Below are 3,281 nucleotides of genomic sequence, written 5' to 3'. Positions count from 1 at the left end.
TCCTCGGCGTCCTCGGTGTCGGCTCCGCCCGCCCGGGCGGCGTTGCGGCCCTCGATCAGCGCGCGTGCTTCCTCGGCGCGCTGCCGGTCCTCTTCCTGCAACTCGCCGATACGCACGGCCAGCGCCGACGAAGCGCCGTCGAGGGCCTTCATGTCGGCGAGCGCTTCGGCCGAAGGGCTCGCGCCCTCCGCAGTGGCCGCCGCAGCGACCTCATCGAATTCGGCTTCGGCTGCGGTGGCGAGCTCGGTCAGCTGCTCCAGAGTCAGCCCTTCCAGCGACTCCGGCATCTGGAACTTCATGTTCGTGTCCTCCCACGAAAACGGGTCATCGGTTCGGGAGGCCCACAGCCATGCCCCAATTCGCGGCGAACCGTAGGGAAGGGGGGTGCAAACCCGATAACATGCCCGAATTGCCGGGAGGGAGCGATGAGGGTTTCCCTCCCACGATGAAGGGGAACCGTTGCCCAGAACCGCCCGAATCGCCGCTGTCGCAGCGACATTCGCCGTCGCCACCGCGGCGGTGACCGGATGCTCCAGCAGCGACAACGACAAGGCCACCTCGACGCCGGTCATGCCGCCGGCCGCCACGATCGCCGGCCACACCACGCCCGCGTCATCGACCCCGTCGACGCCGGGTGTGTATCAGCCGCTGGACACCGGAAAGGGCAAGAGCGGCCTCGAAGCATCGATCCTGTCGGTGGAGGACGCCGACACCCGTTACGGGCCCGGCACGGTCGTCACCTTCCAGATCGTCAACACCACCCAGACACCGTGGGAGGGCTACAACTGGTCGGAACCGAGCCTGGTGTACGGCCCGGCCGGCACGCCCGCCGAGAAGATCACCTCCCTGTCGGAGGGATACGGCGCCGGTGTCCAGGGCACGATCCCGCCCGGATCGAGGCAGACGGTGAAGACTGCGTACAAGGTCAGCAAGTCGCAGTTGAATCCGGCGGTGATCACCGCGGGTTCGGTTGTGTGGCAGGGCGATTTCGCGACGTTCCAGCGGTAGGATGAGCGACGATGCCGCCCCTTTGCGGAGGGGTTGGAAGAGTGGCCAGGGATTACCCGCCGGACGGCGGGGCCCTGGCCACTCGCCTATCACCACCGATTGACATACACGGCGATGCGTGTATTGTTGTGGGTGTCAGACGGAATAGCCGTCACCAACCGGAGGAGCCGGAATGGACACCCCTATCATCGTCCGCACCTTTGTTCCCGAACTCGACGCGATCATCAATCTCGGCTTGGGGCTGCAACATTCGTTCAACCTGCCCGTGGTCGACGCCATCTACAACGCGATCGCCGTGGTGAGCGACAACGCCCGCGACAAGGGAGCACGCGACAGCGACGTCTACGACGCGTTCCACGACGGATTGACGGGCACCACCACTGTGTCCGGCAACCGTGACGAGGTGATCGTCACCGCCCACCTCGCCCGCGCGCTGATCTACATCGACCGCCTGGACTCGATCATGGCTGTCGCAGCAGCGTTCCCGGCCGCCGTCGCCGCGATCGCCACCACCCCCGACACCGCGCTCCCGCTCGATATCCTTCGAGCGTGAGCAGGCGAGGGAAAGATCCCGCAGGACCGGGCGCGCTGGCTGTCGTCGCCCGGGTCCGCGGTGAACTCGACAGGCGCGGGATGGACCAGCAGGGCCTTGCTGCCGCGATCGGCCGGTCGACCAGCTACGTATCCACGCGGATGCGTGGTGAACTGCCGTTCGACCTGAACGACGTCGAGAACATCGCCATCGTCCTCGAAATCCCGTACTCACAACTGATCGGCTGAACGAGGAAGGCCCGGACACCGCGTTCGTGTCCGGGCTTCCATTGCGTATGCGGGTTCAGTTCGGACTCATGTGCTGAACGTATCCCGGGTCGACGTCGGCTGCCAGCTTGGTCAGCGCCGCGGCGACGGCCTCGACGTAGTTTTCTGCCATTGACTGCGGTACGTCGTCCTGGAAGTCGCGGGACATCCCGTCGCCGAGCGCGTAGATCTCGGCCGTCTGCGCTGCCAGGGTGGAATCAACCCCCGCCTGGGCGAGCTGCTGAGCATTGAGCAGTTGCCGGTCGGTCCATGATCGGATACCGAACTCGGCGCGCATCTGCTCTCGCAAGACTTTCTGCGCCCACGCAATCGTATTCTGCGGACTGCGCGTTGGCTCCCGCAGCAATTGCGCGGCCGCGGCGAGCAACCGCTTCGATTTCTCCGTCGACGCCGTGACTGTGACAGTTGGCATCGGCGCGGAGCCTACGCCGCGCGCCGGGGTTATCTCGATATTCACGCCAGCCCCCGGCGTGACGGCGGCCTCCGTCTCGAGTTGAGCGTTCACGGCGAGATTCGCGTCGGCGTCCTGGTGGGCTGGTCGGGGCGCGCTGAGAGCTTCGAGTCGTTCCTCGTAGAACTCTGCCTTGCCTCCCGGGTAGGACACGGACTTCGGTCGCAGCCGTTCGATGACCTGTTTCATGGGCGCCCTGAACAGCGTCGCTAGGTAGCAGGCCACGAACGGCCACTTCAACGCGTTGACGTATTCGAGTCCCAGCCGGGCATAGTCCACGGGCCGATCCTAAGCGGTTCGGGCCCTTCGCTTCGGCACTGGCATAACGGTTCTGCCTCCGGCGGCAGTCGCGGCGCTCCTGGCCTCCGTCATCTCGACCTGCTGGTTTCCGGCGGCGCCGAACCGATATTGCATGTTGTTTCTCTACCTATGTAGACTTTGTGGCATGGCCCAACCGAGGATCACCGGACCGCTGGTGAAGGTCTTAGACAAGCTGCTTGATCACCCGCGAGAGTCCTTCTATGGATACGACCTGACGAAATCGACCGGCATCAAATCTGGAACCTTGTATCCGCTGCTCGTCCGGCTCGAAGAGGCTGGTTGGCTCGAAAGTGGTTGGGAGGAAAGCCAAGTCGAAGGACGGCCTCGACGCCGCTTCTACAAACTGACTACCGATGGGTTGCAGGGCGCATACGATGTGCTCCGGAGCCTGCCTGCGCCGAAGGTGTCAACGCGCGCAGCGGAGGTCTTGCGACCGAATCTCGGCGGTGCTTCGTGAGCGATGTCTTGATCGCGGTTGGCGCTGTCGGAGGCGTGGCGGGCGGCACCGTTGTGACCACACTGCTGAAGGAGGAGGTCGCCGGATGGTCGAAATCGCTTCCGCAAGTACTCCTTCGAGCGGCTGCTAAGTCGCTCGGTGAATCTCACCGTGAACGGTTCGAGGAGGAATGGCTCAATGAGCTTGAGCATCTTTCTGGCGGGCCCGTCACCAAAACCGCTTGGG

The 3,281-nt window shown here is 64.7% G+C and carries 7 protein-coding genes; 5 read left to right on the top strand and 2 right to left on the bottom strand.

Annotated elements, in window-relative coordinates:
• On the bottom strand, window positions 1–299 hold a 299-nt coding region (locus ON23_RS28305), incomplete at its 3' end, for a hypothetical protein (protein WP_039781981.1).
• A gap of 160 nt (window positions 300–459) precedes the next feature.
• Between ON23_RS28305 and ON23_RS28300 the strand changes: the two genes are divergently transcribed.
• From ON23_RS28300 to ON23_RS38120, 3 genes are all read left to right on the top strand, one after another.
• Window positions 460–1,008, top strand: a complete 549-nt coding sequence (locus tag ON23_RS28300) for a hypothetical protein (RefSeq protein WP_094028471.1) — start codon at window positions 460–462, stop codon at window positions 1,006–1,008.
• Between the two features lie 172 nt (window positions 1,009–1,180).
• On the top strand, window positions 1,181–1,561 hold the full coding sequence (locus ON23_RS28295) for a hypothetical protein (RefSeq protein ID WP_039781980.1): 381 nt from the start codon (window positions 1,181–1,183) through the stop codon (window positions 1,559–1,561).
• A complete protein-coding gene (locus ON23_RS38120; protein WP_083904289.1) occupies window positions 1,558–1,788 on the top strand; it encodes a helix-turn-helix domain-containing protein in 231 nt (76 codons plus the stop codon). Before ON23_RS28295 ends, ON23_RS38120 begins: the two co-directional genes overlap by 4 nt.
• A gap of 55 nt (window positions 1,789–1,843) precedes the next feature.
• Here the strand turns inward: ON23_RS38120 and ON23_RS28290 are convergent, their stop codons facing one another.
• Window positions 1,844–2,557 carry a hypothetical protein gene (locus ON23_RS28290; protein ID WP_039781979.1) on the bottom strand — a complete coding sequence of 238 codons (714 nt, stop codon included), beginning with the start codon at window positions 2,555–2,557 and terminating at the stop codon, window positions 1,844–1,846.
• Between the two features lie 166 nt (window positions 2,558–2,723).
• Here ON23_RS28290 and ON23_RS37150 point away from each other — a divergent pair, with 166 nt between their 5' ends.
• Entirely contained in the window at window positions 2,724–3,056 is a 333-nt protein-coding gene (locus ON23_RS37150; RefSeq protein WP_083904290.1) for a PadR family transcriptional regulator, read from the top strand.
• A partial coding sequence (locus ON23_RS38595; protein ID WP_143860647.1) for a hypothetical protein occupies window positions 3,053–3,281 on the top strand: 229 nt, incomplete at its 3' end. The genes ON23_RS37150 and ON23_RS38595, both read left to right, overlap by 4 nt.

It is taken from the genome of Nocardia cerradoensis NBRC 101014 (assembly GCF_000308535.1).
GTDB lineage: Bacteria > Actinomycetota > Actinomycetes > Mycobacteriales > Mycobacteriaceae > Nocardia > Nocardia cerradoensis.
This window is presented reverse-complemented; position numbering and strand designations above follow the sequence as displayed.

Coding starts and splice junctions, on each gene's coding strand:
- ON23_RS28295 (WP_039781980.1), top strand. CDS start 1,181: ATGGACACCCCTATCATCGTCCGCACCTTTGTTCCCGAACTCGACGCG.
- ON23_RS37150 (WP_083904290.1), top strand. CDS start 2,724: ATGGCCCAACCGAGGATCACCGGACCGCTGGTGAAGGTCTTAGACAAG.